Below are 25864 nucleotides of genomic sequence, written 5' to 3' on the forward strand. Positions count from 1 at the left end.
CCTGGTGGTCAGCGGTGGTCGGACGAGGCGAGGACGGCTTCCGCGGCGGCCATTCCGGAATCGAAGCCGGATTCGTGCATGCCGAGGATGTCCGGCCCCATCTTCCGGGAGTGGAAGTAGGAGCCGGCGAACTTGACCCGGGTCGGGCCGGCGTTGATCGAGTAGATGTCGGATTGCAACCGGCGGGCCTGCGTGGTGAACACCGGGTGCCGGTAGGAGAGGTCCGCGACGACCTTCTCCGGCGCGATCGGGACACCGCTGTCGAGGGTCAGGAAGTAGTCCCGATCCGCGGTGAACTCCTGGAGGTCGTTCAGGTAGTAGTTCACCCAGGTCGCCTCGCCGGACCGGCCGTAGTTCCAGCTGCGCCACGTGTCGCGCGGCGTCGGCTGCACGGCCGCGTCGGTGTGCAGGGTGGCCCGGGTGGGGCTGTAGGAGATCGCCTCCAGCAGCCGCTGGCGCGGCGTCGGGTTGACGAGCAGCCGCAGCGAGTCGTCCGCGTGGGTGGCGAGCACCACCTGGTCGAACTCCCGCGGCCCGGCCGCCGTGCGGATCTCCACGCCGTCCTCGTGCTGCCGCACGGAGTCGACGGGCGTGTTGAGCAACACGTCCCCACCTGCGGCTTCGATCTCCTTCAGGGCCGCGCGGACGTAGCTGATCGACCCGCCGGTGACGGTGCGCCACGGCACCGTGCGACCGCCGAGGCCCTCGCCGCCGTGCGCGAAGAAGAACGCGATGATCGTGCTCGCGGGCATCTCCCACACCCGGTCGGCGGGCACCGACCAGGCCGCCGTGGCGATCAGCACGATGAACCCGCGGCGGAACGACTCGCTGTAGCCGTTGCGCTCCAGGTACTCGCCCAGCGGCACGTCGGTGCGCTTGCGGACGAAGTCGCGCGGCGACTCGGCGAGGAACCGGGTGGCTTCCCGCCACAACCCGAAGAACGCCTCCGGGTACTTCGCGCGCACCTCCTCCTCGGTGTGGTCGAAATCGTCCGAGACGTACGCGGTCGACTCGTCCAGGTCGAAGAAGCTGAACTTTCCCGGGTGCGGCTGAGTGGCCACCCCGAGATCGGCGAAAAATTGAGTCAACCTCGGGTAGTGCGGTTCGTTGAACACGATGAACGCGGTGTCCAGGCCCAGCGTGCGACCGCTGTCCTGCACTTCCACGGTGTGCGCGTGACCGCCCGCTCTGGTATCGGCTTCGAACAGTGTGACGCTCGCCTCGCGGCGCAGGTGGTAAGCGGCGGAAATGCCCGCGACACCGGCGCCGACGACCGCGACTCGTGGTCGCACGAGTTGCCTCCCCGGCTGGGTCGGAATTCGGATCGACCTACAGAGGCAGGCGGTTCGCGGATGGATACAAGGACGTGGAATTTTCTTGTCTCGAATGGTCAGGGTTGCCGTGCGGTGAACTGGCCGTGAAAACCGAACGGGATCGCGTGCGGAACGTCCGCGCGGGCCAACTCGGCGAACGTGGAGGCGTCCAGCACGAGCAGACCGGACCGGCCGGCCGCCGCGTCGAGCACCACCGAGAGCACCACGCCGTCGTCCTCCGCGCGGGCGTCCGGCGCGGCGACGAACACCGGCTCGCCCGGGTAGCTGCCCGGCTCGTGCCACATCCGCGTCCGTCCACTGCGGACGTCCAGCTTGACGAGCTGGTTGAAGAAGTCGTCCCGGCCGTTGCGGTGCGCGCCGACACCGTAGGCGTACCGGTAGTCGCGACCGTTGTGCGGCAGGTAGGAGATCCGCGGCAGCTCGAAGGCCTCCTCCGCGAGCCGCCGCTCCCGCACGCCGCCGCCCGCCAGGTCGACCTCGTAGCGGACCGGGAACGGCAGCGGCAGCTCCGCGTCGCCGCGCACCCGGTCCAGGTACAGCGCGTCGACCACGCCGGCGTCCGGGTAGGCGCTGATGTCCACCACCACCCGACCCTCGGCGTCGTAGGCGTTGATGTGGTGGAAGGCGAAGAACGCGTCGGTGCGCGCGTCGGCGACCACCGAGCCGTCCTCGAGGTCGAACACCACGAACCGGGTGCCGCGGTCGGGCCGCCACCGGTAGTTCTCGATGAACGGCTTGCCCCGCACCAGGAACGACAGCGGGTTGACCACCAGCGGGAAGATCACCAGCACCACGTGCCGCTCGGTGATCGCGAAGCTGTGCAGGTAGCCGGGTTTGTCGGTGGCCAGCTCCGCGAGCACCTCGCGGGTGCGCGAGCCGGGGCGCTGCCGGTAGAGCCGGTACACGCTGCGCGGCCCGAACTTCAGCACGTAGTTGACCAGGTCGCCGGTCAGCGGCGCCCGGTGCGGGTGCGCCGTGGTGACCTCGCCGGGCACCGAGTCCCGGTAGTCGACCAGGCCGACGGTGGCGAGCGTCCGCGGGTCGAACTCGACCGCCAGCGGCGTCTCGGTGATCGCCCAGCTCTCGTCACCCGCCGCCAGCACGTTGACGTTGGCGTTCGGGGTGATCTTCGGGCGGGTGAAGAACCGGCCGAAGATCGACCGGCACGGGTCGGTGGCGAACTCGCCGAACGCGATCTTCCCGGTGTCGCGCACGGACCGGTAGCTCGGCGTCTCCAGGAACCGGTTGCGGTAGGACACCGCGCCGTCGGCGAAGCCGAACCGGTGCAGCATCGCGAGGCCGTCGAACCAGTGCCGGAACGACCTGGTCCCGGCCTCGAACCGGGCCGGGCCGTTGCGCACCAGCGACCCCGCGAGCCAGCGCGGCACCTCGCCGCGCACGGCGAGGTCGTCCACCGCGATCTCGGCGTCGAGCGTGCGGAAACCCGCGTCCATGACCCACCTCCTGAAAACAGTGTTATATAACAACGTTTCGAGACGCTGGTCAAGTCCCCTCCGCTACGTTCGTCCGATGACCGATCTCGACGTGGTGCTGGCCGGCCTGGCGGCGGGCGCGGGCACCGGCGGAGGGCGCTACGAGGCGTTGCGCGCGGCCGTGGCCGCCCGGCTCTCCGACGAGCGGTCCCTGCGGGTGCTGAACACCGGGAACCTCCAGCCCGGTCCCCGCCGGGACCACCTCGCGGCCGCGCTGGGCGAGGTCGACGCGCACCTGGTCGCGCTGGCCCGCGCGGTGCTGGCGTCGTTCCTGGCCGACCGGCCGGGCGTGGTCGTCCACGACGCGAAGGGCCTCCAGGTGGGCGACCACAACACCCAGCACAACACCTTCTGATGGAGCGGGGCGTCCAGCACGGCGACCACAACACCCAGTACAACGTCTGGTCGGACACCCCGGCGCGCTCCGAGTACCACCGCCTGGTCGCGACGCTGTGCCCGGACGTGCTGCGGGACCGGGACGCCGAACTCGCCGAGCTGGCCGCGTTCTGCGCCGGGCCGCCCGGCTACCGCTGCTACCGCGCGCCCGCGTGGGCCGGCAAGACGGGGCTGGTCGCGTGGTTCGCCCGGCAGCCGCCCGAGGGTGTGCGGGTGGTCCCGTTCTTCGTCAACGGCCGCGACGCCGCGCAGGGCACCCGGACCGCGTTCCTGGACGTGGTGATCGAGCAACTGGCCGAGCTGCTGGGCCGGAGCACTCCCGTGCTGGCCGAGGCCACCCGCACCGGCCACCTGTGGGCGCTGCTGGAGGAGGCGGCCCACGTGTGCTCGGCGCGCGGGGAACGGTTGGTGCTGCTGGTCGACGGCCTGGACGAGGACCTCGGCGTGCCGGCCGGCGCGGACCCGACCAGCATCGCCGCCCTGCTGCCCGCCCGTCCGCTCGACCTGCACGTGCTGGTCACCTCGCGCCCCCACCCGCCGCTGCCGGACGACGTGCCGGCCGACCACCCGTTGCGCGACCCGTCGGTGGCGCGCGACCTGGCCGGGTCGCGGCACGCCGGGTTGCGCCAGGTCGTGTCGGAGAACGAGGTCAAGCGGCTGCTCGGCGGCAGCGACCTGGAACGCGACCTGCTCGGCACGATCGTGGTGGCGCGCGGCGGGTTGACGGCGGAGAACCTGGCCGAGCTGACCGACGAGCCGCCGTGGCGGGTGCGCGCCCACCTGACCGCGTCCCGGGGCCGTACCTTCACCGCCCGCGTCAGCCGGTGGCACCCTTCGGCCTCCCACTACGCCCTGGCCCACGACGGGCTGCACGTGCTGACCGAGAACCTGTTGGGGCGCAAGGCACTCGACGCGTACCGGGACCGGTTGCACACCTGGGCCGACCGGTACCGCGACTGGCCGGCGGACACGCCCGAGTACCTGCTGGACGGCTACGCCCGGGTGCTGCTCGCGTCCGGCGACCTGCCCCGACTCGTCGCCCTGGCCACCCACCGGACCCGGCAGGAGCGCCTGCTCGAGCTGACCGGCTCGGACACCGCCGCCCTGACCGAACTCGCCGCGATCATGACGGCGGCCGAGGACCTGCCCGACCTGGCCCGGCTGGCCGTGCACCGGGACGAGCTGGTGCAGCGCAACATCGCCGTCCCGCTCGAGTTGCCCGCGCTGTGGGCCGAGCTGGGCGAGGTGCGGCGCGCGGTGTCGCTGGCACTGGGCATCACCGACCCGGATCGGCGGACCGCGGCGGTGGGCGAACTCGCGCGCGTGCTGCGGAAGTCCGGCGACGGAGCCTTGGCCGAGCTGACCGACCACGTGAGCCCGGCGCTCCGCGCGCAACTCGAACTGTCCACTGTGGACTCGGACGGCAACCTGACCGAACCGCTGGCGGTCCGGATGTCCCGGCCCACGTGGAACGGGTCGCTGGGAGCGGTGATCCGAGGTCTGGTGGACGAGGGCCGGCTGGACGAGGCGGAGGACACCGCCCGACACATGGTGGCGTCGTGGACACCGTCCGTCTCGCTGGCCTGGATCTCGTTCGCGCGGTCGGCGAGCGGTGACCGGACGCGAGCGCTGGCCCTGGCCCGGGAGGCCGCGGCGGAAGCTCCGACGTCCGAGCAGGCGACCACCGCGGCACGGGCGGCCGTGGCCGCCGGCGACCGCGACCGCACCGCCGCCGAGGCGCTCGACCGCACGACCCGGCCGATGGCGCACCGGCCGGCCGACGACCAGGCGGCGGCGCTCGCCGCGCGCTGGGCCGAACTCGGCGACGTGGACCGGGCGGTGGCCTGGCTGTCCGAGGTGGTCGGCACAACTCCCGCCCAGTACCCGCGAACCGCCGTGCGCCGGGCGTTGGTGGCGATCGCGCGCCACGACCCGGAACGGGCGCTCTCCGCACTCCGGCGGGTGAGCGAACCGATGAACCGGTCGTGGCTGCTGGACGACCTCGTCGTCGGCGCACCCGACCTGGACGTGGCCGAGCGGTTCGCGCTGGCAGGCAAGCGCCACGAGCGGTCGACGCGGTTGGCGGACGTGGTCGCGGCGGCCGTCGAGGCGGGCGACCTGACCCGGGCGACCCGGGTCGCCGAGTTGATCACCGCCGCGTTCCCGGCCGCCCGCGCCGCCGGGATGATCGCCGGAGGCCATGCGGCACAAGGGGATTTCGGGCCGGCGGAGGAGCTGGCCGACCGGATCCCCGATCCGCACCGACGCGGGGAGGCGCTCCTGATCGCCGCGAAAGCGCTGATCGCCCAAGGGGAAACCCGCCGGGCCGCGCCGTTGCTGGAAGCCGCCGACGCCGCCGCGGCACAGCTCGACGACGAGGCCCGGGACTGGCTGCGGTTCCGGGTCCTGCGCGTGGTGGCGGGCGCGGCGGGCGACGAAGCCCAGACCGAGCGGTTGATCCGACGGGCCGAGGAGCTGGCGAACGAGTTCGGGGAGTCGTCGTTCGAGTACTACGTGACGGGGGGCGAGGCGATGCTCCACCTGGTGGAAGCCGACTTGGCGGAGAACCGCGTCGGACGGGCACGGCACCGGGCGTCGGGGATCAAGAGCAGCCTGGACCGCCGCTTGGCGCTGACCGCCGTCGTGACCGCGCTGATCGCCGCCGGCAATCTGAACAACGCCGCGTTCTTGACCCACCAGGTCCCCTCCGCCCGCCCGGCCGTGGCCGCGGCCCTGGTCACCGTCGGTTTCACCGACGAGGCCGAGGACTTGGCGCACAACGCCGAGACGTGGACCGCGATGGCCCGCGTCGCGCCCGCACGCCTCACCGCCCACTACACCCGCCGGGCGTTGCGCGCGGGCGGGTGGGTCGACGCGGTGGACGCGCTGCCCGTCGAGGCGCTCGCGGCGTTGACCACCGAACTGGGTGATCGCTCCAGGCCCGTCCGCCTATAGTCCCGGCATGGGGCGAGGGACGTGGGAACCGTTGCGGCACCGGGAGTTCCGGGTGTTCGCGACCGGGCGGTTGGTGTCGGTGCTGGGCAACGGGGTGGCGCCGATCGCGTTGGCGTTCGCGGTGCTGGATCTGACCGGGTCGGCGTTGGACCTGGGGGTGGTGCTCGCCGCGCGGACGGCGGCGTCGCTGGTGTTCCTGCTGTTCGGCGGCGCGGTCGCGGACCGGTTGCCGCGCGGGCGGGTGCTGGTGTGGTCCGCCGTGCTGGCGACCGGGTCGCAGGCGGTGGCGGCGGGCGCGCTGCTGACGACGAGCCCGCCGGTGTGGTGGCTGGTGGTGCTGGAGGCGGTGAACGGCGCGGCGGCCGCGTTCACCCTGCCCGCGACGCAGGGGTTGATGCCGCAACTGGTGCCGAAGGGGTTGCTGCGACAGGCGAACGCGCTGTTCGGGCTCGCGAACAACAGCACCCGGATCGGTGGGGTGGCGCTCGGCGGCCTGCTGGTCGCGACCGTCGGCTCCGGCTGGGCGATCGCGGTGGACGCGGCCACGTTCGCGGTGTCGGCGGTGCTGTTCGCCCGACTCCGGCTGCCGGCGGCGGCCCGGGTGAGCAGCGGGCTGTTCGCGAGCCTGCGCGGCGGGTGGACCGAGTTCGCGTCGCGGCGGTGGCTGTGGGCGGTGGTGGCGGCCGCGACGGTCACGAACGCGATGTACTCGGGCGGCTGGAGCACGCTCGGACCGGTGATCGCGGACGGCTCGTTCGGGCGCGGGTGGTGGGGCGCGGTGCTCGCCTCGACCACGGTCGGCCTGGTCGTCGGCGCGGCGGCGACGATGCGGTTCCACCCGCGCCGCCCGCTGCTCGTCGGGGTGCTCGGGCTGACCGCGTACGGGCCGTTGCTGGTCCTGCTGGCACTGGTGCCCCAGCCGCTCGTGCTGGCCGCGATGGCGTTCGCGACCGGCGTGGGCATCGGGGTGTTCGACGTCGTGTGGCACACCGCGTTGCAGCAGAACGTGCCGGAGGACGTGCTGTCCCGGGTGGTGTCCTACGACCTGTTCGGCTCGTTCGCGGCGCTGCCGCTCGGTCAGGTCGCGGCGGGTTTCCTGGCCGAGCGGTTCGCGCCGGCGCACGTGGTGCTCGCGGCGGCGGCGTTGAGCGCGGTGGCCGTCGCGGCGGTGCTGTGCGTGCGCGAGGTGCGCGAACTCGGAGTGTCCGCGGAATCGCACTCGGGGTGATCGGCGCAAAACCGACACGCGAGGGTCGATCGATTTCACCGCCATTCATTTCCGCGCATTCTCCGGGTAACGTTGCGGTGCCTGTCCACCGGCGCGAGGAGAATGCGATGAACGATCACAAGGTCGACCTCGACAACCACCTCGCGGTGCTGGACGAGCGCTTGGTCGAGCAGTTCCCGGAGGTGCCCGCGGACGCCGTGCGGCAGTGGCGACGGGAGGAGTCGAACCGGCTCGCCGCGGCCCGGATCACCGCGTTCGTGCCGATCCTGGTCGAGCGGGCGGTGCGCAGGCGGATCGGCGAGGCCGCCTGACCCCGGCTCCGGGCGGCGCGCCGGCGAATTGCGCGAATCGGGCGGGAGCGCCCGGAGGAGGACGCTCGCCCCGAATCACCGCGGTGATTCGGGGCGTATTGTCCCGATCAGTCGAGCAGCACCTCGTCGCCGTGTTCGAACGCCCACGCGCCCAGCGCGGCGATGGGCCCGATCAGCGATTCGCCGAGCGCGGTCAGGCGGTAGTGCGCGTCGGTGCGCTCGACCAGTCCGAACCCGGTGAGCCGGCGCAGCGTCTCGGTCAGCACCTTCTGCCGGATGCCGCCGATGGTCCTGCTCAACTCGCCGTGGCGCAGCGGGCCGTCCTTGAGCGCCCACAGCACGACCGGGTTCCAGGTGTTGGCCAGCAGGTCGAAGGCGAGCCTCGACCGGCAGTCGGCGAGGAACCGCATGCTCGTACCCCCTCGTGCGGGCACCGATCGGTGCCTGTCCGCCTCTTTAGCGTTCTCCGCGAAGCCAATCACGAACGGAGACGACAGGTGCGGATCGGTGTGCTGGGCTCGGGCGGGATGGCCGAGGCGTTGGGCGGCAAGTGGGTCGCGGCCGGGCACGAGGTGGTGATCGGCGGGCGCGGGCGGCAGCGGGACCTCGCGGACCGGATCGGGGCGCGGGCCGGGACCGTGGACGAGGCGCGCGCGTTCGGCGACGTGCTGCTCACGGCGGTGCCCGCGGACGTCGCCCTCGAGGTGCTGGGCGACGCGACCGGCAAGGTCGTCGTGGACTGCACGAACTCGGTGGCGCCCGGGTTCGTGCTCGACGAGCCGGAGCAGGCGCGGAGGTTGGCCCGCTCCGGCGGTGACGTGGTGAAGGCGTTCAACCTGTGCCACGTGGACGTGTGGCGCACCCCGGAGCCGGTGTTCCAGGGCCGGCCGCTGGGCGTTCCGCTGTGCGGCGACTCCCCCGAGGCGCTGCACGTGGTCGCCCGGCTGGTGCGCGACGCCGGGTGCGCGCCGGTGCTCGCGGGCGGCCTCGACCGCGCGGCCCTGCTGGAGGCCGCGGCGGCGTTCGTCATCAAGCTGTGGGTGGAGGACCAGGACGTGCGGTCGCTGTTCCCGGGCTGATATAACAGCACTGTTGCATCTAGCCTGGAGGTCGCGTTGTACCCGGAGATCGAGCCCTACGACCACGGACTGCTCGACGTCGGCGACGGGCACCACGTCTACTGGGAGACGTGCGGCAACCCGGACGGGAAGCCGGCCCTGGTCCTGCACGGCGGGCCCGGCTCCGGGTGCTCGCCCGGCATGCGCCGCCACTTCGACCCGGACGCCTACCGGATCGTGCTGTTCGACCAGCGGGGGTGCGGCCGCAGCACCCCGCACGCGAGCACGCCGGTGGTCGACCTGTCCGCCAACACCACCGACCACCTGGTCGCCGACATCGAACTGCTGCGGGCGACCCTGGGCGTCGAGCGGTGGCTGGTGTTCGGCGCGTCCTGGGGCACGGTGCTCAGCCTGGTCTACGCGCAGCGCCACCCCGAGCGGGTCACCGAGCTGGTGCAGGCGGGCGTCGCGACCGGGCGGCGGGCCGAGACCGACCTGCTGACCCGCGTGCTGGGCCCGATGTTCCCGGACGCGTGGGCCCGGTTCAGCGCCCACGTCGGCGACCCGGAGGGCGACCTGGCCGCGGCCTACCTGGAGCGCCTGGTCGACCCGGACCCGGCCGTGCACCAGCCGGCGGCGGACGAGTGGTGCCGCTGGGAGGACGCGATGCTGCCGCTGACCGCCAACCCCCGGTTCGACCCGCCGGAGTACCGGCTGGCCTTCGCCCGGCTGGTCGCGCACTACTGGGCGCACGGGTCGTGGCTGGCGGAGAACGAGGTGCTGGACGGCGCCGACCGGCTGGCCGGCATCCCGGGCGTGCTCGTGCAGGGCACGCTGGACCTGGGCAACCTGGTCGGCATCCCGTGGCTGCTCGCGCACGCCTGGCCGGACGCCGAGCTGATCGTGATCGACGACGCGGCGCACGGCGGCAGCACCGCGATGTCGGACGCACGCGTGGCCGCCACCGACCGCTTCCGGTAACGCCCGCCGTGCCCCCACGATGGTCCTACGGACGTCCGGAGGGGGGCACGGGGTGTCGGAGCGGTTCACGGAAGGCGCGCGTGCGGTGTCGGTGCACGCGAAGGACGAGGCGCACCGGTTGGCGCACGACCACATCGGGACCGAGCACCTGCTGCTCGGTCTGCTGAGGCAGTCCACCGGCACCGCGGCGCGGGTGCTGACGTCGTTCGGCCTCACCGCCGAGCGGTGCGCCCGGCACGCGGTGGCGGTGGTCGGGCGCGGCCGGGGCGCGGGCGGCGGGCACCTGCCGTTCACGCCGCGCGCCAAGAAGTCGCTGGAGCTCGCGGTGCGGCAGGCGTTGGAGTTCGGGCACGACCACGTCGCGACCGAACACCTGCTGCTCGGCCTGCTGGGGTTGACCGACGGCGGCGCGCTGGACGTGCTGGCCCGGTGCGGCGTGCGGGGCGAGGACGTGCGCGAGCGCGTGCTGGCCGTGCTGGCCGGTTTCGTGGTGCCGCAGCCCCGGCCCGCGGTCCGGGTGTTCCTGCGCTACCGGCACGAGGACCGCCACCTCGCGGGCCGGATCGGCGACGCGCTCGACCGGCACCTGGGCGGCGCGGTGGTGGAGGACGTGCGGGAGAGCGACGTGCAACTGCTGGTGGTCAGCCCGGAGGGCGCACCGCCGGCGGAAACCTCGGCGACCACGATCCCGGTCCTGGTCGACGGCGCGCCACCACCCGTCGGCCCGCCGCACGACAACCGGGTCGAACTGCGCCACGAGACGTTCCTGCGCGACGTGACCCGGCTGGCCGACCTGCTGCGCCACGCCCAGCCGGCCGTCGGCTAGCCCGCGGTCGGGCGGCACTGTCGGACAATGCCGCCCGACCGCGTTTCCCTAGGCCCAGCCCGGCATCGGGTAACCGGCGAGCAGTTCGCGCACCTCGGCCGCGACGCGGTCGAGCGCGGCCTCGTCGCCCACGTTCGCCACCGCGCGGTCGATCCACTCGGCCACCCGCGGCATCTGCTCGACGCCCAGGCCGCGGGTGGTGATCGCGGCCGTGCCCAGGCGCACGCCCGACGGGTCGAAGGGCTTGCGCGGGTCGAAGGGCACCGTGTTGTAGTTCAGCTCGACGCCCGCGCGGTCCAGCGCCTTCGCGGCCGGCTTGCCCGCGACCAGCTTCGAGGTCAGGTCGATCAGGATCAGGTGGTTGTCCGTGCCGCCGGACACCAGGTCGAAACCGCGTTCCGCCAACGCCGCCGCGAGCGCCCGCGCGTTGGCCACCACGGCGTGCGCGTAGGTCGAGAACTCCGGCCGCAGCGCCTCGCCCAGCGCCACCGCGATCGCGGCCGTGGTGTGGTTGTGCGGGCCGCCCTGCAACCCCGGGAACACCGCCTTGTCGATCGCCTTCGCGTGCTCGGCGTCGGTGAGGATCATCGCGCCGCGCGGACCGCGCAACGTCTTGTGCGTGGTCGTGGTGATCACCGGCGCGTGGCCGACCGGCGACGGGTGCGCGCCGCCCGCGATCAGGCCCGCGATGTGCGCGACGTCGGCCACCAGCACCGCGTCGACCTCGCGGGCGATCGCCGCGAACGCCGGGAAGTCGATGGCGCGCGGGATTGCCGTGCCACCGCAGAAGATCACCTTCGGCCGTTCCACCAGGGCGAGGTCGCGCACCTCGTCCAGGTCGACCCGGCCGGTGTCCTTGCGCACGCCGTACTGCACGCCGCGGAACCACTTCCCGGTCGCGGACACCGGCCAGCCGTGCGTCAGGTGGCCGCCCGCGGGCAGGGCCATGCCCATCACCTTGTCGCCCGGGTCCAGGAACGCCAGGTAGGCGGCCAGGTTCGCGGGCGAGCCGGAGTACGGCTGCACGTTGGCGTGGTCGACCCCGAAGAGCCGCTTCGCCCGGTCGACGGCCAGCGTCTCGACCTGGTCGACCACCTGCTGGCCCTCGTAGTAGCGGCGGCCCGCGTAACCCTCGGAGTACTTGTTGGTCAGCACCGAGCCGGTGGCCTCCAGCACCGCGGCGGACACGTAGTTCTCGGAGGCGATGAGCCGGATCTTGTCGAACTGGCGCCCGGCCTCGGCCTGCACCAGCGCGGCGACCTCGGGATCGGCGCCGGTGAGGTGGGTGATGGCGGGTTCGTGCACGACGACCTCCACGCGCGCGGAAGCGCTGCCGCGGCACCCAGGCGCGCGGTGCCCGTCGGCGGAACGCTCCCCGGTGGTCGGTCCCACCCTCGGCACGCCAGTCGCGAACGCGGCGAGCTTAACCGTCCCGATCGGCCCCGGACCAGCCGTCGTGGCACCGGTCACCGGGAGGGCCGACCCCCGGCCGGCCTTCGGTGCCGTACCGACCTCCGGTGAACACCCGGTGGAAACCCTTGCCCCGCCGGGTGACCGGTTCGCTACCCTGCGTGGGAAATGTTCCCACCGGCCATGCGCAACGTCAGCGATTCCCCTGCCCCCGAAAGGACTGACGTGCTCGATCGGCGAACGTTCGTACTCGGCACGGCCGCCACCGCGGCCCTGGTCAGCACAGCGGCCACCACCGCCTCCGCCGCCACACCCGTCGACCGCGTCGCGGGTCCGGCCACCACCGGCGACACCCCGCGAGCCCTTGCCCGGCAAGGAGGTTCGTGGGTGCTCGTCGACCCGTCCGGCGCGACCCTCCCGACCACCGGGCTGACCGGCGCGGACGTCGTGGACGCCACGGTCTCCGGCACGACCGCGATCGCCGTCGGCTCGCTCGGCGACGAGCCCGTCGCGGTGATCTGGGAGTCGACCGACGGCCTGGCCTGGCGCGAGGTCCGCCGGTTGCACGGCGTGCGGTCGGCGTTCACCGCCGTCGGACCGGGGTTGGCGCTCGGATCCGTGCTGGCGCACGAGAAAGCGCCCGTGACCCGGATCGCGGCCCGCCGTTCCGCGGCCGGCTGGACGACCGTGCCGGCGCGCGGTCCCGAGTGGACCGACGGGTGGTCGGCCACCGCGCTCGCCTCGACCCCGGAGGGCTGGATCGCCGCCGCCGTCGGGGTTTCCGGCACGGTGCTGCACTCCTCGCGCGACGGCGTCACCTGGTCCGCCCACTCCCGGGTCGACGGCGTCGCGGTGCGCGCGCTGGTCCACACCCCGGCGGGCGTGCGGTGGATCGGCAACGAACTGGCCGGCTCCGCGCCGCTCACCGGCTTGCTCGGCTCGGCGCCGACGGCCGCGCCGGTTCCCTTCTCCGCCAAGGCGTCCGGCACCGCGGGCGACCGGTTCGGTTGGCTGGCCGACGGCCGCCTGGTCACGACGGAGGTCTCCCGGTGATCACGTTCAGCGCGATCGACGGCACGCCCGTCTACTACTGGCGCTCGACGCGCGGTGACACGTCGACCCGCAACTGGCAGGCCACGCAGGCGTTCTACGACGTGCTGGTGCCCTGGATCCGGGACCTGCGGTCGTTGTCGGCGGGCTACGGCACGATCACCTACCTGGTGTCGGCCGGGTTCTACGTCAACAAGACCGGTCAGCACGGCGAGGGCACCGCGATGGACCTGGACCACGTGCGGTGGTCGGGCGGCACCGTCTCGTCACCGCTGGACCACCACCACGCGTCGACGGACCTGGCCGTGCGACGGCGTTACCTGGCCGTGGACGCGGTGTGCCGGCGGCGGTTCCGGTACGTGCTGGACGGCTGGTACAACGCCGACCACGCCGACCACATCCACTCGGACTTCGGCGGGTTGCCGGTGCGCTGCCTGACCTCGTCCGAGGCCGACACCAAGTTCGTGCAGTCGCTGTGCAACGACTTCCAGTCCTCGGGGCTGGCCGTGGACGGGATCTGGGGCCCGAAGACGACGACCGCGTTCGACGCGGCGAAGGCGAAGCTCGGCGTGACCGGCGACCCGCACACGACCACGGCGGCGTACCAGTCGTTCCTGTCCGCCGCCGCGCGCAAGGGTTTCGCGAACCAGGCGTTCTGACGCTAGGCGAGGCCCCCGAGCAGTCGACCCAGGCTCCACCGGAACTGCTCCTCGGACACGTAGGCCGCCATCACGTCGGCGGCCGCGGCGCTGCGCGGGAACACCTCGGCCGGCACGGCGGCGAACGCGAGCCGCCGTGCCGCGACCCGTTCCGCCTCGGGCGGCGCGGGTTTGGTCGGGTCGACCTCGGCCGCCTCCAGCGCGATCGAGCCGAGCACGTGCACGATCAGCGCGTACGAGGCGCGGGCCGCGTCGTCCGGCGGCAGCCCGGCCTCGGCCAGCACGTCCAGCAGCCGCTCCCCCAGTTCCAGCGCGCGCGGCCCGTCCATCGGCGCGCTCATCATCAGCACCGCCGCGCCGGGGTGCCGCAGCAGGTTCTCCCGCAACCCGAGCGCGACGGCCACGATTCGCTCGCGCCACGGCCGGTCGCCGGCGAGCACCTCGAGCCCCTGCTCGCCGATCAGCCGGTCCACGATCGCGCGCAGCACGGCCGCCTTGTCCGGGAAGTAGGTGTAGATCGCGTTCGGCGCGACGCCCACGCGTGCCGCGATCCCCCGCACGGACACCGCCTCGGCGCCGCGCTCGTCCAGCAGTGCCAGCGCCGCGGTGACGATCACGTCCCCGGACAGCGTCCGCTTCGGCCCAGGTTTGCCCACAGATCCTCCTTGACACGATCACTGTACAGCGTCCAAACTCTCTGTACACCGTACAGAGATGGGGCCTCGCGATGACCCTCCGCCACACCACCGCAGCCGTGCTCGTGACCGCCGTCGTGGCGGTGAACACGGCGTTCACCCTGTTGGGAACCTCCTTCGACTACCCGGCCGTGCTGGCACAGGACCCGACCGACGTCCTGCGCCGCTTCCACGAGAACCCGGCCGTCGCGTGGCAGTTCGCCCTGCTCGCCCTCAGCGCCGCCCTCCTGGCACCGGCCGCCCTGCTGACCTCCCGCCTGGCGGGCGGCGCGAGAGCCGCCGCCCTGACCGGCGTGGCGGCCGCGGTGGTCCAGGTGATCGGGCTGCTCCGCTGGCCCCTGCTGGTACCGTCGCTGGACCCGGCCGACCCGGCCGACGTGCACACGTTCACCGTGCTGAACACCGTGCTGGGCAACGGGATCGGCGAGATCGGCGGCTACCTCCTGACCGCCGCGTGGACCGTGCTGACCGTCCGCGCCCTGCGCCCGGGCCTCCTGAACACGGCCCTGGCCTACCTCGCCGCGGCCGGCATCGCCACCGGCGTGGCCATCGGCGTCGAGTGGGCGTCGAAGGTCAACTTCGCGGGCTACGTGGCCTGGAGCCTGTGGCTGCTCTGGCTGGCCGTCCTCGTGGTGCGCGGCCGGGTCGGCGCCCGGGTCGCGGTGCCCGCCTAGCGGCGGAGCCGACCCCGGATCCACTCCACGAGTTCGTCCGCGTGTCCCGCGAGCACGGGATCGCGCAGGCACAACGGCACCAGCTCGCCCACCACCCGGCCGTCACCACCACACCGCTTCCCCAGCTCGGCGAGCCAGTCGTGGTGATCCAACCCGTCGCACTCCTCGAGCAGCATCCCGAACCGCTCCGGACCACCGGCCAGGGTCGGCTCCCACTCCGGGAACCGGCCCTGTCGCCACTGGTCGACCACGCCGCGCAGCACGAGTTCCGGCGCCTGCGCACCGGGCAGGTAACCGTGGCCGGGGCCGGCCTCGCGTCGGTCGCCGTCGAGCACCCCGAGGACCACGAACCCGTCCGCGTCGACCGACCGGCCGAACTGGGCCACCGAGCGCACGACCGCCGACTCACCGTCGGGCGCGAACCGGGTGCTCACCCGGTGGAGGAGGTCCGGTGCCGTCCGGGCCAGCACCTCCCGCAGCACGAACTCGGCCACCCGGTCCTCGGTGAGCAGCACCGCGTCCCGCGACGGCCGCAACCCGAGGTGGGTGGCCACCTCGACCGGTCCCGGCGACCGGAACGACGGTGCCGGCGACGCGGCGACGAGCACGACGCTCCCCTGCCGCAGCAACCGCACGAAACCCGGCGAGTGGCTCGAGACCACCAGGGTGAGACCGCGCTCGACCACCGTCCCGATCATCGCCTCGGCGAGCATGTCCTGGGAGAAGGACGCGAGGTGGCTCTCCGGCTCCTCGACCAGGACCAGCGACCCCTTGTCGACGGCGCCGAGCCGCCAGAGCAGGTACGCCGCGGCCAGCTCGCCGCGGCCCATCTCGAGCAGGTCGTAGGACTTGCCCTTGGACACGACCTGGAAGTACGGGATCGGCGTCTCGTCGTCGCTGAACGACGTCACCTCGAACACCCGCACCTCCTCGTACCCGCGGCGCAGCACGTACCCGAGCAGCTCGACCTGGTCGCGGTCGAAGTACACCGGGTCGAGCCCCTCGATCAGGTCCAGGTGGTTGTCGTCCTGGCGCACCTGGGACAGCAGCCGGTCGGTCTCGGCGGAGGCGTCGATGTACTCGACGGGCACCGGACAGCGACCGGCCCTGCTCCCGGTCGCCACGTCGTAGGACGCGGTCCACGGCTCGTCCCCGTGCGTGCCGGAGATCTCGGCGGAGGTGAGCCAGTGGGGCAGCCGCGCGACCGGGTCGCGACCGGACAGGCACTTCGCGATCGTCTCCAGCAACCCGGTCTTGCCCGCGCCGTTGCCGCCGGACACGACCGTCAACCCGGGCGCGAACGGCACCTCGTAGGTCGTGGACCCGTTGGACAGGCGCGCCGAGGTCACCGTGAGGGGATAGGTCCGACTGGTCAGCCTCCCCAGGTTCTTCCGCCGCTGGGCCGACCTCAGAACCACCCGTCACCGCCCCACTGGTTGAGCACGCCCCAGGCGTTGAGCGCGGAGTCGCCCGCGCCGGAGGGCAGCGACCTGGCCTTCCAGGCGGCGGGAAGGCTCGCCAGGAAGCCCGCCTCGACGGTGCCCCCGGACCGGATGTGGAACGCCATCCAGGCCGTCAGGTCGCGCAGCATCACCGACGAGATGTCCGCGACCCGGGAGGTGGCGCGGTCGTTGAAGATCGGGATCAACCACGCGTCGGGGCGGTCCTGGTCCGAGGGTTCGGCCTGCCTGAGCCTGCGCAGCTCGAAGGACTCGATGGTGCCCACCAGCGCCGCCCGCCGATCGTCCAGCAGACCGTGCCGGTGCGCCTTGGCGATCATGCACAGCCAGGTGTGCACGGTCGCCTTGTTCGGCTTGACCCGCCGGACCGACTCGTCGAGCACGGGGAGCTTCAGCAGCTCCGCCAACGCCACCTGGGCCATCTCGATCACCCGGTCGGCGAACGGGGTGTTGTCGCGGTACCGGTTGGTGATCTTGGCGGCGGTGACCTTCTCCAGCAGCGTGCCCTGGTCCAGGGTGATCAGGAACCGGGCGATCAGGTCGTCGTAGCTCATCCGGGCGTTGGAGAAGCCGAGGCGGGCGGCGTTCATGCCCTCGCCGGCGGCCCACTCCACCAGCTTCTTGACCTGGTTGCGCGGCCCGCCGATGAACGCGTTCCGCTTCTCCGCCTCGGTCAGGACGGTGGGTTGGTTCAGCCGGAAGAACAGCTCGTAGGGCTCCTGCGGCTCGTAGTCGTCCAGCTGGAAGACCCGGATCGAGAAGTTGTCGAACCGGTTCCGGATCTTGACGGGCAGCTCGCCGTAGCGCATGCCGTGGATCTCCGACAGGACGTCGTCCAGCGGCTCGATCCGGCCGTCGACCGCGAACCGGCCGTTGACGAAGTCCCGGATCGCGATGAGCCGCTGCTGGCCGTCGAGCACGTCGTAGGTGCCGCCGTCGGTGGCCACGAGGTGGATCGGCGGCACGTGCCAGTTGCGCAGGATGCTGTCGATGAGCCGCTGCTTCTTGCCCATCGGCCAGACCTCGCCCCGCTGGAAGTCGGGCTGGAGATCGTAGATGGACTGGTCGATCCGGCGGACGATCGTGGCGATGTCCGGGTCTTTGGGCTCGAACCGCACGCGCGCCTCCCCGTCTGAACGGCGCACACCCTACCGACAGCCGGCGGTCAGCTCTCGACCAGGGCGCGGGCGTAGTGCGCCAGGGAACGTTGGTAGCGCGGCAAGTGCGGTGCCAACGCGGCCAGGGCCAGCGAGGCCGCCTCACGTTCTCGGCCCGCGTCCACGAGTGCCAGGGCCAGGAAGGCGCGGACCGCGTCGTCCAGGTGGTCCGAGGGTTCGGCGAGTTCCGCGGTCAGCAGGGCGACGCTCTCCGCGACCTCGCCCAGGTTGCGCAGCGAACTGGCCAGCTGCACCACCGCCCGCCGCCGTCGTTCGCCCGGCACGCCCAGGGCCAGGGCCTCCCGGTACAGCGGCACGGCCAGGTCGGAGCGGCCCGTCGAGTCGAACGCCGCGGCGCGCTCGAACGCCGCCACGGCCGGCGGGAGGTCCAAATCCGCCACGCGGGCCCGGAACTCGGCCTCCGGCAGTACGTCCAGCAGCGCCCACACCCGTGCCACCCGCGGTTCCCAGTCGGTCATGCCCCCAGCCAAGCATATAGTTGACACTGACTAGTCGAGGGTAGATAGTCAGGACTGACTAAAGGAGAAGCGGGTGAAGCGGAAGGTCGGGAACCTGCTCGGACTGGCCGTGCTCGGGTACCTCGTGCGGCAGCCCATGCACCCCTACGAGCTGAGCAAGGCCCTGCGCGACCACGGTGACGACCGCAGCATCAAGTTCACCCACGGCTCGCTCTACATGGTCGTCGGGCAGCTCGCCAAAGCCGGGTTCATCGCCGAGCACGAGACCTCGCGCGACGGGCAGCGGCCGGAGCGGACGGTGTACGCGCTGACCGACGCCGGGCGGGCCGAGCTGAAGGACTGGATGCGCGACCTGGTCGCCGTGCCGCGGCACGAGTTCCCGCAGTTCGTGGCGGCGCTGTCGTTCATCGGCGCGCTGCACCCGGACGAGGTGGTGGTGCTGCTGCACGACCGGCTGCGCGGGCTCGAGGCACAGCGCGCGGAGACGAAGGCCCTGCTCGACGGGACCGACGTGCACCCGCTCTTCCTGGTCGAGGAGGAGTACCGGCTGGCCATGATCGACGCCGAGGCGCGGTTCGTGGCCGGCTTCCTGGAGCGGATCGGGGACTGGCGCCCGCTGTGGGCGGGCTTCCACGAGGAGGGGTCATGAGAGCGACGATCATCGGCGGCGGCATCGGCGGACCGGTGGCCGCGGTCGCCCTGCGCAAGGCGGGCGTCGAGGCGACCGTGCACGAGCGGCACACCGGCCAGGGCGGCACGGGCGGCGCGTTGAGCATCGCGCCCAACGGGCTCCAGGCGCTGGACGTGCTGGGGCTCGGCGACGCGGTCCGCGCCGTCGGCACCCCCATGAGGAGCATGGAACTCCAGAGCTGGACCGGGAAAACCCTGGGCGCCTTCGGCAGCGAGCCCCCGCAACTGCTGGTGTGGCGCGAAGACCTGCACCGCGCGCTGCGGCACGAGGCCGAGCGCCGCGGCGTGGAGATCCGGCACGGCGCGGAGTTCACCACCGCGACCGAGTTCGCCGACGGCGTGCGCGCCGAGTTCGCCGACGGGTCCACTGTGGACTCCGACGTCCTCGTCGGCGCGGACGGCATCCGGTCGACCGTGCGCGGGCTGATCGACCCGGACGCGCCGAAACCCCGGTACGCGGGCCTGCTCGGCTTCGGCGCCCGGCTCGGGCACACCGACGAGCCGTCCACGAACGGCGCGATGCGGCTGGTGTTCGGCAAGCGGGCGTTCTTCGGCTACCAGGTGCACGACGACGGCGAGGCCGGCTGGTTCGCCAACCTGCCGAGCCGAACCCCCTTGTCCACCACCGAGGCCAGGGGCACCGGACCCGAGGAGTGGTTGCGCCGGCTGGAAGAGGTGTTCGCCGCCGACCGCACGCCCGCGACCCGGATGATCGCCCGCACCGACCCGGCCGACCTGGTGGTGACCGGCGCGCTGGAGGACCTGCCGTCCGTGCCGCGGTGGAGCCGGGGTCGGGTGGTGCTGATCGGCGACGCCGCGCACGCCACGTCGCCCAGCTCGGGCCAGGGCGCGTCGCTGGCGGTCGAGAGCGCCGTCCAGCTCGCCCGCTGCCTGCGCGACCTGCCGCACGACCGGGCGTTCGCCGCCTACGAGGGCCTGCGCCGGGCCCGGGTCGAGCGGATCATCGCGCAGGCCGCGCGCACCAACAGCGACAAGGCCGCGGGTCCGGTCGCCCGGGTGCTGCGCGACCTGCTGATGCCGATCGGGATGCGGTTCGTGAAGGCGGAGAAGTTCACCTGGCAGTTCGACCACCGGATCGAGTGGGGTGAATCCCTGGCCCACGCATAGCCGGCCGACAGGCGGCTCACAGGGTCCCAGGCGAAGGTGGTGCCATGACAGCCATCCACGACCGCGGCCTCGCCTTCGACCTCGCCACGCTGAACCGCAGGCGGGCGCTGATCCTCCTCGGCGGCGCGGGCCTCGCCTCGCTGGCCGCCTGCGGCACGGGCTCCACCCCGACCGCGTCGAACCCCACCACCACGAGCGCCGCCACCGGCGCCACGAGCACCGCCGCCACGTGCGACGACGTGATACCCCAGGAAACCGCCGGACCGTACCCGGGCGACGGCTCCAACGGCCCGAACGTGCTGACCCAGAGCGGCATCGTGCGCGGCGACATCCGGTCCAGTTTCGGCTCCAGTACCACCACGGCCGAGGGCGTGCCGCTCACGATCAAGCTCGCGATCCAGAGCTCGAGCTCGGGCTGCGAGCCGTACGCGGGCGCGGCGGTGTACCTGTGGCACTGCGACATCAACGGCGAGTACTCCTTGTACGGCAAGGGGATCACCGGCGAGAACTACCTGCGCGGGGTGCAGGAGGCGGACGCGGCCGGCGCCGTCACGTTCACCAGCGTCTTCCCCGCGGCGTACTCCGGGCGCTGGCCGCACATCCACTTCGAGGTCTACCCGAGCCTGGCGGAGGCGACCAAGGCGGGAACGAAGATCACCACGTCCCAGCTCGCGCTACCCGAGGACATCTGCAAGACCGTCTACGGCACCACCGGGTACATGCAGAGCGTGCGCAACCTCAGCCAGACCTCGCTGACCAAGGACATGGTCTTCGGCGACGACGGCGCCGAGCACCAACTGGCGACCGTGACCGGCGACGTGACCGCGGGCTACACCGCGACCCTGTCGGTCCCGGTGTGACGCAGCGCGGCGCGGGTCACGGTGCGGGTGCCCGACAGCAGGCCCAGCACGCTGCGCCGGTCCGCCCGCAGCCGCGCCGCGATCCCGACCACCAGCGCCACCGGCCACACCCAGCCCGCGTCGTCCCACGAGATCAGCAGGAACACCGGAAGCCACCACCCGAGGAACCGCCGCACCACGGCCTCGCCCGCCACCTGACCACCGGTCCGGGCGTCGGACAGGGCCAGGAAGAACACCAGCTGACCGGGTGTCGCCCGGTCGGACCGGCACAGCGGCACCACCAGCGTGCAGACCACGACCACCAGCAGCCCGAACGCCGCGCCGAACCACCGGTTCAGCGCGATGTCGGTCAACCCGCTGCGCCCCGTGGCGTGCCCGGTCAGCGCCAGCACGGCCAGGCAGGAGAACTGCGCCAGGGTGAACGTCAGCAGGTCGGCCGCGAACGCCAACCCGCGCCGCGCCAACCCCGGCGGGTCCAGGTCGGGCACCCGCGCGGGCAGCGCGGAGGGCAGCGCCCGGTCGAACGCCCAGGCGAGCACCCAGCCCAGCGCCGCGCCCGCCGTGTTGGTCATCAGGTCGTCCACGTCGGCCAGCCGGTACGGGCACGGGTACAGCCCGAACACCGCCGTCCCCTGGGTCACCTCCACCAGCAGCGACACCAGCAGACCGACCACGGTGGACACCCAGAAGCCGCGGCCGAACCGGTAGCGCAGCAGGAAACCCAGTGGCAGGAACAACACCACGTTGAGCGCGACCTGGAGGAACTCCGGGCCGGTGAGCGACCAGCCGGCGCCCGCGATGTCGTCCAGCGACGCGAAGGGCGTCAGCTGCCAGTACGACGACAGCCGACGCCCGGTGCAGAAGTCCGCCGTGACGGTGGGCAGGGGGAACAGGGTGAACGCGACCACCCCGCACCCGTACAGCGCGCCCGCCGCGGCGACGAACGCCGTCCAGCCCCGGAGCCGGCCGAAGCGGCGGTACTGCCAGTGGATCCAGGGCAGCACCGCCACCGGCACGAGCAGGGCGAACAGCACCACGGCGATGACCGACTCGCTCAACCGCACCGACACGCGGCCGAGGGTAAGTCCGATCAGTCCTCGCCGCGCGCCAACCTCGACGGCCACCAGATCCGCCGACCCACGTCCACGCCCAGCGCGGGCACCAGCAGCGACCGCACCACGAGCGTGTCCAGCAGCACGCCGAACGCCACGATGAACGCGATCTGCGCGAGGAACAGGATCGGCAGCACGGCCAGCGCGGAGAACGTCGCCGCGAGCACCACGCCGGCCGACGTGATCACCCCGCCGGTGATCGTCAGTCCACGCAGGACTCCCTTCCGGGTGCCCAGCTCCGCGGCCTCCTCGCGGACCCGGGTCATCAGGAAGATGTTGTAGTCGATGCCCAGCGCCACCAGGAACACGAAGCCGAACAGCGGCACCACCGGGTCCGCGCCGGGGAAGTCGAACACGTGGTTGAACACCAGCGCCGACACGCCCATGGTCGCGCCGAACGACAGCACCACGGTCGCGATCAGCAGCAACGGCGCGAGCAGCGAACGCAGCAGCAGCGCCAGCACCAGGAAGATCACCACCAGCACGATCGGGATGATCACCAGCCGGTCCCGCTCGGAGGTGCGCTGGGTGTCGAGCTGGGTGGCGGTCGGCCCGCCGACCTTGGCGTCCGCGTCCGGCACCGCGCGCACCGCGTCCCGCAGTCGCTCCACAGTGGACACCGCCGCCTCGGAGTCGGCCGCGTCCTTCAGCGTCACGTCGATCTTGACCGTGCCGTCGACCACCTTGCCCGCCTTGGCGTCGGCCACCCCGTCGACCCGGGACGCCGCCACCACCGCGTCCGCCTTGTCGGCCCGCGCGAGCACGACCGTCGGCGCGCCGGAACCGCCCGGGAAGTGCCGGGACAGCACCTCCTGCGCCTGCACCGAGTCCACCTCGGTGAGGAACACGTCGGACTGCGCGGTGCCCGACGCCTTGAGCTGCGGCACGAACGCCACCCCGACCAGCAGCACCAGCGTGGTGAGCACCCACGTGGCGCGCGGCTTGCGGGAGATCACGCCGGAGATCCGCGCCCACACGCCACTGGCCTCGGGGTGCGGCGAACCGAGCTTGGGCCGCAGCGGCCAGAACGCGGACCGGCCCAGCAGCACCAGCACGGCGGGCAGGAACGTCACCGACGCCACGAACGCCGCGCCGATGCCGATCGCGGCCACCGGGCCGAGGCCCTTGTTCGAGTTCAGGTCGCTGAACAGCAGGCACAGCACGCCGAGCACGACGGTGCCGGCGGAGGCCGCGATCGGCTCGATCGTGGCCCGGTAGGCGGTGCGCATCGCCACGTAGCGGTCGCCCGTGTCGCGCAACTCCTCGCGGAACCGGGACACCAGCAGCAGCGCGTAGTCCGTGGCGGCGCCGAACACCAGGATGAACAGGATGCCCTGGCTCTGCCCGTTGAGGTCCAGCACGTCGTTGTCCGCCAACAGGTACACCACGAAACTCGCGAGGCTCAGCGCGAACACGCCGGACAGCAGCACCACGAACGGCAGCAGCGGGCTCCGGTAGACCAGCACCAGGATCAACGCCACCACCGCGCCCGCCACCAGCAGCAGGATGCCGTCGATGCCGCCGAACGCCTCCTTGAGGTCCGCGACCTGCGCGGCCGGTCCGCCGACCAGCACGGTCAACCCGGCGGGCACGTCGGACAGCGCGGCGCGCACCTTCTGCACCCCGTCGGCCGGGTCCGAGGCGTCCACCGCGACGACCACCTGCGCGCCCTGCTTGTCCTGCTGCGAGGGGATCACCGGCGACGCCTGGCCCGGGTAGGGCCGGTTGCCCAGGTAGGTCAGGTCGTCCTCGGTGAGGCCGGACTCGCGCTCGGCGACCACGATGGCGGGCAGGCTGCGGGTGGTGTCGAACGCGCGCACCCGCTCGGCGACCTCGGTCGCCTCGGCGGAGGAGGGCAGGAACGCGGTGTTGTCGTTGACCGAGACCTGGGACAACTTGCCCGCGTACGGCCCGGCGACGCCACCGAGGGCGAGCCAGGCCACGGCGATCAGCGCCGGCAGCAGCCAGCGGGTTCGGGACGGCGTGCCGTTCACGGGAGAATGTCCTCCGGGGATACGTTGTTCGACGATCTGATAGTTCGACCGTCGAAAGGCTAACGGGAGGGCTCGTGGTCGACAACTCGACGCTGGTACGGCTGTTGCGGCAGCTCACGGTGGAAACCGACCGGTTCGCGGAGCTGTTCGGCGAGGCGCAGGGCATGCACCGCACCGACCTCAACGCGCTCGCGCTGATCATGGACGCCCGGTGGAGCGGCCTGCCGATGTCCCCGAGCAGGCTCGCCGAGGCCATGCACCTGTCCGCGTCGGCCACCACGTCCGTGCTCGACCGGCTGGAGGCGTCCGGCCACGTCGAGCGGTCCCGCAGCGCGCACGACCGGCGGCGGATCGAGCTGCTCGTGCCGGAGAAGGCCAAGGCGCTGGGCGCGCGGTTCTTCGGGCCGCTCGACACCGCCTTCACCGCCGCGTGGGCCGGTTTCAGCGACGCGGAGAAGGCCGTCGTGGCCCGCTTCCTGACCGCCAGCATCGCCGCGACGGTGTCCGCCCGCCCGGACGTGAACCACGACACACCAGGGGGACAAACGTGATCAACGGGAGATGAACCCGTTGGCGGGCAGCGAAATCTGCCTATGATCGAGGTGGTGAGAATCCTCTTCTCGAGCCTGGCCGCACACGGCCACCTCTACCCGACACTCCCGCTCGCGATCGCGGCCCGGCAGCAGGGCCACGAGGTCCTGTTCGTCACGGACCGCCAGTTCGCGCCGATCTTCGAGCAGCACGACATCGCGTTCGCGCAGGGCGGCATCGGCATCCGCCAGGCGTTCCTCGACCTCCAGGGCAACCCGGACACCCTCGAGCCCAAGGAGGTCCCGCACGACGTCATCGCGCGGGTCTTCGGGTCGATCATCCCCCGCAGGTTCATCGACGACCTGCGCCCGATCCTCGCCGACTGGAAGCCCGACCTGGTGGTGCGCGGCATCGCCAACCTGGGCGCGGGGTTCGCCGCCGAGCTCGCGGGCGTGCCCGCGCTGAGCCACGGCTTCGGCCGGATGTGGAGCCCGGACGTCGCCGAGTCGCTGTGGCAGGACAACGTCACGGCGCTGGCCGCCGAGATCGGCCTCGGCGTCGAGCCGGACCACGCCATGCTGCTGGGCAACACCTACGTCGACGTGTGCCCGCCGTCGTTCCAGGACAAGGAGTTCCTGGCGAGCGACGTGCGCCGGGTGCCGCTGCGGCCGGTGCCGTTCGCCGAGCCGGGCGAGCTGCCGGACTGGGTGGTCGCGCACGACCGGCCGCTGGTCTACCTGACGCTGGGCACCGCGTTCGCCGCGGAGGGCGTGCTGCGCACCGCGATCGAGGGCTTGGCGCGCCTGGACGCGCGGGTGCTCGTGGCCTCCGGGCCGACGGTCGACCCGGCGTCGCTCGGCGCGCTCCCGGCGGGCGTCGAGGTGCGCCAGTGGGTGCCGCAGGCCGACCTGCTGCCCTACACCGACCTCGTGGTGCACCACGGCGGCAGCGGCACCACCCTGGGCGCGTTCTCGGCGGGCGTGCCGCAGCTGATCGTGCCGCAGGGCGCGGACCAGTTCAACAACGCCGAGCACGTCACCGCCGGCGGGCTCGGCGACCGGCTGCTGGGCGAGGCCGTCACCGCCGAGACGGTCGCCGACCGCGCGGGCGCCCTGCTCGCCGACACCGTGATCCGGGACGCGGCACGCCTCATCGCCGCCGAGATCACGAGCCTGCCCGCGCCGGCCGACGTGGCGCGCGCGCTGCCCGACCTGATCTAGCCACACCGCACTGGGGCTTCACTGGGGCGAACTCCTCCGGTCCCGCCGGGCGTTCCCGGCGGGACCGCGCGCGTGACGGCGCCTGCCGGCCGACCGCGCACACACCACCGGCGTCCCGACCGCACGCCACCGCGCGACCCGACCGCCCGGGCTCGACCCGCCG

At 72.7% G+C, this 25864-nt stretch carries 25 protein-coding genes; 15 read left to right on the forward strand and 10 right to left on the reverse strand.

Features of this window, described 5'->3' with window-relative positions; translation table 11 throughout:
• Positions 1-8: 8 nt before the first annotated feature.
• Positions 9-1292, reverse strand: coding sequence for an FAD-dependent oxidoreductase (locus AB0G50_RS14030; RefSeq protein WP_360107010.1), 1284 nt, complete (start codon positions 1290-1292; stop codon positions 9-11).
• A gap of 98 nt (positions 1293-1390) precedes the next feature.
• Complete coding sequence (locus AB0G50_RS14035) at positions 1391-2788, reverse strand: carotenoid oxygenase family protein (protein WP_360107013.1); 1398 nt, start codon at positions 2786-2788, stop codon at positions 1391-1393.
• 76 nt (positions 2789-2864) lie between these two features.
• On the opposite strand from AB0G50_RS14035, the gene AB0G50_RS14040 reads away from it, so the two are divergent.
• The 4 genes from AB0G50_RS14040 (at position 2865) to AB0G50_RS14055 (ending at position 7717) form a co-directional block, all read left to right on the forward strand.
• On the forward strand, positions 2865-3182 hold the full coding sequence (locus AB0G50_RS14040; RefSeq protein WP_360107016.1) for a hypothetical protein: 318 nt from the start codon (positions 2865-2867) through the stop codon (positions 3180-3182).
• On the forward strand, positions 3182-6178 hold the full coding sequence (locus tag AB0G50_RS14045; protein ID WP_360107018.1) for a hypothetical protein: 2997 nt from the start codon (positions 3182-3184) through the stop codon (positions 6176-6178). The genes AB0G50_RS14040 and AB0G50_RS14045 overlap by 1 nt, the downstream gene beginning before the upstream one ends.
• 7 nt (positions 6179-6185) lie before the next feature.
• The gene (locus tag AB0G50_RS14050; RefSeq protein WP_360107021.1) at positions 6186-7406 is read left to right on the forward strand and encodes an MFS transporter; all 1221 of its coding nucleotides are present in this window, start codon (positions 6186-6188) and stop codon (positions 7404-7406) included.
• Positions 7407-7513: 107 nt separating this feature from the next.
• Positions 7514-7717 carry a three-helix bundle dimerization domain-containing protein gene (locus tag AB0G50_RS14055; protein WP_360107024.1) on the forward strand — a complete coding sequence of 68 codons (204 nt, stop codon included), beginning with the start codon at positions 7514-7516 and terminating at the stop codon, positions 7715-7717.
• Between the two features lie 107 nt (positions 7718-7824).
• Here the strand turns inward: AB0G50_RS14055 and AB0G50_RS14060 are convergent, their stop codons facing one another.
• Positions 7825-8127 carry a helix-turn-helix domain-containing protein gene (locus tag AB0G50_RS14060; RefSeq protein WP_360107027.1) on the reverse strand — a complete coding sequence of 101 codons (303 nt, stop codon included), beginning with the start codon at positions 8125-8127 and terminating at the stop codon, positions 7825-7827.
• Between the two features lie 87 nt (positions 8128-8214).
• On the opposite strand from AB0G50_RS14060, the gene AB0G50_RS14065 reads away from it, so the two are divergent.
• The 3 genes from AB0G50_RS14065 (at position 8215) to AB0G50_RS14075 (ending at position 10582) form a co-directional block, all read left to right on the forward strand.
• Positions 8215-8796, forward strand: a complete 582-nt coding sequence (locus AB0G50_RS14065; RefSeq protein ID WP_360107030.1) for an NAD(P)-binding domain-containing protein — start codon at positions 8215-8217, stop codon at positions 8794-8796.
• A 36-nt stretch (positions 8797-8832) separates the two neighbouring features.
• The gene (pip, locus tag AB0G50_RS14070; protein WP_360107033.1) at positions 8833-9756 is read left to right on the forward strand and encodes a prolyl aminopeptidase; all 924 of its coding nucleotides are present in this window, start codon (positions 8833-8835) and stop codon (positions 9754-9756) included.
• A gap of 85 nt (positions 9757-9841) precedes the next feature.
• The gene (locus tag AB0G50_RS14075) at positions 9842-10582 is read left to right on the forward strand and encodes a Clp protease N-terminal domain-containing protein (RefSeq protein WP_360107036.1); all 741 of its coding nucleotides are present in this window, start codon (positions 9842-9844) and stop codon (positions 10580-10582) included.
• Positions 10583-10630: 48 nt separating this feature from the next.
• Here the strand turns inward: AB0G50_RS14075 and glyA are convergent, their stop codons facing one another.
• Entirely contained in the window at positions 10631-11887 is a 1257-nt protein-coding gene (gene glyA / locus AB0G50_RS14080; RefSeq protein WP_360107038.1) for a serine hydroxymethyltransferase, read from the reverse strand.
• A 330-nt stretch (positions 11888-12217) separates the two neighbouring features.
• Between glyA and AB0G50_RS14085 the strand changes: the two genes are divergently transcribed.
• Both AB0G50_RS14085 and AB0G50_RS14090 read left to right on the forward strand, forming a co-directional pair.
• Positions 12218-13045: a hypothetical protein gene (locus AB0G50_RS14085; RefSeq protein ID WP_360107041.1), complete on the forward strand. Its 828-nt coding sequence runs from the start codon at positions 12218-12220 to the stop codon at positions 13043-13045.
• The gene (locus tag AB0G50_RS14090; RefSeq protein ID WP_360107044.1) at positions 13042-13701 is read left to right on the forward strand and encodes an extensin family protein; all 660 of its coding nucleotides are present in this window, start codon (positions 13042-13044) and stop codon (positions 13699-13701) included. Before AB0G50_RS14085 ends, AB0G50_RS14090 begins: the two co-directional genes overlap by 4 nt.
• A gap of 2 nt (positions 13702-13703) precedes the next feature.
• On the opposite strand, the gene AB0G50_RS14095 is transcribed toward AB0G50_RS14090, so the two are convergent.
• Positions 13704-14357, reverse strand: a complete 654-nt coding sequence (locus AB0G50_RS14095; RefSeq protein ID WP_360107047.1) for a TetR/AcrR family transcriptional regulator — start codon at positions 14355-14357, stop codon at positions 13704-13706.
• A 71-nt stretch (positions 14358-14428) separates the two neighbouring features.
• On the opposite strand from AB0G50_RS14095, the gene AB0G50_RS14100 reads away from it, so the two are divergent.
• Complete coding sequence (locus AB0G50_RS14100; RefSeq protein WP_360107050.1) at positions 14429-15070, forward strand: DUF4386 domain-containing protein; 642 nt, start codon at positions 14429-14431, stop codon at positions 15068-15070.
• On the opposite strand, the gene AB0G50_RS14105 is transcribed toward AB0G50_RS14100, so the two are convergent.
• The 3 genes from AB0G50_RS14105 to AB0G50_RS14115 are packed head-to-tail and all read right to left on the reverse strand — an operon-like array spanning position 15067 to position 18166.
• Positions 15067-16419, reverse strand: a complete 1353-nt coding sequence (locus tag AB0G50_RS14105) for an AAA family ATPase (protein WP_360107053.1) — start codon at positions 16417-16419, stop codon at positions 15067-15069. The two genes, AB0G50_RS14100 and AB0G50_RS14105, sit on opposite strands and share 4 nt — an antisense overlap.
• Positions 16420-16478: 59 nt before the next feature.
• Positions 16479-17648 (reverse strand): DUF262 domain-containing protein, encoded by a 1170-nt coding sequence (locus AB0G50_RS14110; RefSeq protein WP_360107056.1) that lies wholly within the window; start codon positions 17646-17648, stop codon positions 16479-16481.
• A 47-nt stretch (positions 17649-17695) separates the two neighbouring features.
• Positions 17696-18166 carry a tetratricopeptide repeat protein gene (locus tag AB0G50_RS14115; protein ID WP_360107058.1) on the reverse strand — a complete coding sequence of 157 codons (471 nt, stop codon included), beginning with the start codon at positions 18164-18166 and terminating at the stop codon, positions 17696-17698.
• Between the two features lie 73 nt (positions 18167-18239).
• On the opposite strand from AB0G50_RS14115, the gene AB0G50_RS14120 reads away from it, so the two are divergent.
• The 3 genes from AB0G50_RS14120 to AB0G50_RS14130 are packed head-to-tail and all read left to right on the forward strand — an operon-like array spanning position 18240 to position 20844.
• A complete protein-coding gene (locus AB0G50_RS14120; protein WP_360107061.1) occupies positions 18240-18815 on the forward strand; it encodes a PadR family transcriptional regulator in 576 nt (191 codons plus the stop codon).
• Positions 18812-19984 (forward strand): NAD(P)/FAD-dependent oxidoreductase, encoded by a 1173-nt coding sequence (locus AB0G50_RS14125; RefSeq protein ID WP_360107064.1) that lies wholly within the window; start codon positions 18812-18814, stop codon positions 19982-19984. The genes AB0G50_RS14120 and AB0G50_RS14125 overlap by 4 nt, the downstream gene beginning before the upstream one ends.
• Positions 19985-20028: 44 nt before the next feature.
• A complete protein-coding gene (locus tag AB0G50_RS14130) occupies positions 20029-20844 on the forward strand; it encodes an intradiol ring-cleavage dioxygenase (protein WP_360107067.1) in 816 nt (271 codons plus the stop codon).
• Here AB0G50_RS14130 and AB0G50_RS14135 read toward each other — a convergent pair.
• Together AB0G50_RS14135 and AB0G50_RS14140 are read right to left on the reverse strand one after the other, a co-directional pair.
• Positions 20814-21914, reverse strand: coding sequence for a VanZ family protein (locus AB0G50_RS14135; RefSeq protein ID WP_360107070.1), 1101 nt, complete (start codon positions 21912-21914; stop codon positions 20814-20816). The two genes, AB0G50_RS14130 and AB0G50_RS14135, sit on opposite strands and share 31 nt — an antisense overlap.
• Positions 21915-21934: 20 nt before the next feature.
• Positions 21935-23950: an MMPL family transporter gene (locus tag AB0G50_RS14140; protein ID WP_360107073.1), complete on the reverse strand. Its 2016-nt coding sequence runs from the start codon at positions 23948-23950 to the stop codon at positions 21935-21937.
• 74 nt (positions 23951-24024) lie between these two features.
• On the opposite strand from AB0G50_RS14140, the gene AB0G50_RS14145 reads away from it, so the two are divergent.
• Together AB0G50_RS14145 and AB0G50_RS14150 are read left to right on the forward strand one after the other, a co-directional pair.
• Positions 24025-24501, forward strand: coding sequence for a MarR family transcriptional regulator (locus tag AB0G50_RS14145; RefSeq protein WP_360107076.1), 477 nt, complete (start codon positions 24025-24027; stop codon positions 24499-24501).
• Positions 24502-24555: 54 nt separating this feature from the next.
• Positions 24556-25701, forward strand: a complete 1146-nt coding sequence (locus tag AB0G50_RS14150) for a nucleotide disphospho-sugar-binding domain-containing protein (RefSeq protein ID WP_360107078.1) — start codon at positions 24556-24558, stop codon at positions 25699-25701.
• The last annotated feature ends 163 nt before the right edge of the window (positions 25702-25864 follow it).

The organism is Actinosynnema sp. NPDC020468 (assembly GCF_040642015.1).
Lineage (GTDB): Bacteria > Actinomycetota > Actinomycetes > Mycobacteriales > Pseudonocardiaceae > Actinosynnema.

Excerpts from the sequence above, each read along its gene's own strand:
- AB0G50_RS14040 (WP_360107016.1), top strand. The coding sequence starts at position 2,865 with ATGACCGATCTCGACGTGGTGCTGGCCGGCCTGGCGGCGGGCGCGGGC.
- AB0G50_RS14045 (WP_360107018.1), top strand. The coding sequence starts at position 3,182 with ATGGAGCGGGGCGTCCAGCACGGCGACCACAACACCCAGTACAACGTC.
- AB0G50_RS14100 (WP_360107050.1), top strand. The coding sequence starts at position 14,429 with ATGACCCTCCGCCACACCACCGCAGCCGTGCTCGTGACCGCCGTCGTG.
- AB0G50_RS14130 (WP_360107067.1), top strand. The coding sequence starts at position 20,029 with ATGACAGCCATCCACGACCGCGGCCTCGCCTTCGACCTCGCCACGCTG.
- AB0G50_RS14060 (WP_360107027.1), bottom strand. The coding sequence starts at position 8,127 with ATGCGGTTCCTCGCCGACTGCCGGTCGAGGCTCGCCTTCGACCTGCTG.
- AB0G50_RS14035 (WP_360107013.1), bottom strand. The coding sequence starts at position 2,788 with ATGGACGCGGGTTTCCGCACGCTCGACGCCGAGATCGCGGTGGACGAC.
- AB0G50_RS14055 (WP_360107024.1), top strand. The coding sequence starts at position 7,514 with ATGAACGATCACAAGGTCGACCTCGACAACCACCTCGCGGTGCTGGAC.
- AB0G50_RS14050 (WP_360107021.1), top strand. The coding sequence starts at position 6,186 with ATGGGGCGAGGGACGTGGGAACCGTTGCGGCACCGGGAGTTCCGGGTG.
- AB0G50_RS14125 (WP_360107064.1), top strand. The coding sequence starts at position 18,812 with ATGAGAGCGACGATCATCGGCGGCGGCATCGGCGGACCGGTGGCCGCG.
- AB0G50_RS14115 (WP_360107058.1), bottom strand. The coding sequence starts at position 18,166 with ATGACCGACTGGGAACCGCGGGTGGCACGGGTGTGGGCGCTGCTGGAC.